General features: G+C 44.4%; 1 rRNA gene. It reads right to left on the bottom strand.

From position 1 onward, the window contains the following. Positions 1–2,553: ribosomal RNA gene (locus tag ACFSC0_RS14120) — 23S ribosomal RNA — on the bottom strand; the annotation flags it as partial. Positions 2,554–2,620: the final 67 nt, after the last annotated feature.

The raw sequence follows: 2,620 nt of genomic DNA, 5'->3' as shown, positions 1-2,620 counted from the left end.
ACCCTTGGGACCTGCTCCAGCCCCAGGATGTGATGAGCCGACATCGAGGTGCCAAACTTTGCCGTCGATGTGATCTCTTGGGGAAGATTAGCCTGTTATCCCCGGGGTAGCTTTTATCCGTTGAGCGACGGCCATTCCACAATGTACCGCCGGATCACTAAGTCCTGCTTTCGCACCTGCTCGACTTGTAAGTCTTGCAGTCAACCACACTTTTACCTTTGTGCTCTGCATATGGTTTCTGACCATATTGAGTGTAGCTTTGAACGCCTCCGTTACACTTTGGGAGGCGACCGCCCCAGTCAAACTGCCCGCCACGCACTGTCTCCTTCCCAGATAAGGGGAACGGGTTAGAAAATCAATTTAGCAAGGGTGGTATTTCAAGGTTGGCTCCACTAGAACTAGCGTCCCAGCTTCATAGCCTCCCACCTATCCTACACATGCTAAACCAATTTTCAATACGAAGTTATAGTAAAGCTCCACGGGGTCTTTTCGTCTTGATGCGGGTAACCAGCGTTTTCACTGGTACCATAATTTCACCGAGTCCAATGTTGAGACAGTAGGGAGATCATTGCGCCTTTCGTGCAGGTCAATAATTAGTTGACAAGGAATTTCGCTACCTTAGGACCGTTATAGTTACGGCCGCCGTTTACCGGGGCTTCAATTTAATGCTTTGCGTAAGCTAACATCTCCGTTTAACCTTCGGGCACTGGGCAGGCTTCACCCTCTATACGTCGTTTTACAACTTAGCAGAGAGCTGTGTTTTTGATAAACAGTTGCCCCCCCTATTTTCTGTGGCCTATTAAAAATAGGCGCCCCTTCTCGCGAACTTACGGGGTTATTTTGCAGAGTTCCTTAACATTGGTTTTCTCGCTCGCCTTAGAATACTCATCTTGGGAACGTGTGTTCGTTCTCGGTACAGGTTGATAAAAAATTAACACTAGAAGCTTTTCTTGGAAACATGAAATCATTCAATTCGTTACTCGACCGAAGTCTTCACTATGCATCACAACTCAAGATTATGCTATACGGATTTGCCTATATAACTCTCTTGTTGCTTACCCCACAATCCAGTAAGTGGTAGAACTATCCTTTTTCGTCACTCCATCATTCTTTTACCAAGTACAGGAATATTAACCTGTTGTCCATCGACTATGCATTTCTGCCTCATCTTAGGCCCTGACTAACCCTGGGTGGACGAACCTTGCCCAGGAAACCTTTCCCAATAGGCGTCGAAGATTCTCACTTCGAATCGTTACTCATGCCGGCATTCTCACTTTTAATCTCTCCACCAGTCCTCACGGTCTGACTTCAACGAAATTAAAACGCTCTCCTAACGCACATAATGTGCCCGTAGCTTCGGTATTGTGTTTGAGTCCCGTTACATTATTGGCGCAAGATCTCTTGACTAGTGAGCAATTACGCACTCTTTAAAAGGTGGCTGCTTCTAAGCCAACTTCCTAGTTGTTTATGAAATCTCACAACCTTTCTCACTTAACACAATTTTGGGACCTTAGCTGACGATCTGGGTTGTTTCCCTCGCGAGCGTGGACGTTATCACCCACGTTCCGACTGCATAGCTTAATTTTAATGGTATTCGGAGTTTGATTATAGTCAGTACAGCTAGATGCCGCCATTCCACATTCAGTGCTCTACCCCCATTAAACAATACTATACGCTAGCCCTAAAGCTATTTCGAAGAGAACCAGCTATCTCCAGGTTCGATTGGAATTTCACCGCTATCCACAAGTCATCCGGGCACTTTTTAGCGTACTACGGTTCGGTCCTCCACTTAGTTTTACCTAAGCTTCAACCTGCTCATGGATAGATCACCTGGTTTCGGGTATATGCCAATATACTAAAGTCGCCCTATTCAGACTCGGTTTCCCTACGGCTCCGCTTTTTTCTGCTTAACCTTGCATATTTTAACATAACTCGCCGGCCCATACTGCAAGATGTACGCCATCACACTTTAACGTGCTCTGACTACTTGTAAGTAAATGGTTTCAGAATCTATTTCACTCCCCTCTCGGGGTGCTTTTCACCTTTCCCTCACGGTACTTGTTCACTATCGGTGTCTGATTAGTATTTAGCCTTACCGGGTGGTCCCGGCAGATTCAGACAGGGTTTCACGTGCCCCGCCCTACTCAGGATACATCTATGAGATTTTATGATTTCGTATACAGGAATATCACCTTCTATGTTGAAGCTTTCCAACTTCTTCTACTATCATAAAATTTTGTAACTCAATGTAAGATGTCCTACAACCCCTTTTTACAGGTTTGGGCTCTTTCGCTTTCGCTCGCCACTACTGACGAAATCATTATTTATTTTCTTTTCCTGTTGCTACTAAGATGTTTCAATTCGCAACGTGTCTCGCTAATTTGACTATGGATTCATCAAAATGCAACTGAGGTTTGCTCAGTTAGGTTACCCCATTCGGAAATCTCCGTATCATAGTTTATTTCCAACTCCACGAAGCTTATCGCAGGTAATCGCGTCCTTCATCGACTTTCAGACCCAAGGCATCCACCAAATACTCTTACTTAATTTAAAAGTTAATACAACTTTAATATTGCCTATTATTGCTAAAGATAAATATCTTAAGGTATTTTAATATTGG

The organism is Phenylobacterium terrae (assembly GCF_042681205.1).
Lineage (GTDB): Bacteria > Pseudomonadota > Alphaproteobacteria > Caulobacterales > Caulobacteraceae > Phenylobacterium > Phenylobacterium terrae.
The sequence above is the reverse complement of the archived record's forward strand: the minus strand, read 5'-3'. Positions and strand labels throughout refer to the sequence as shown.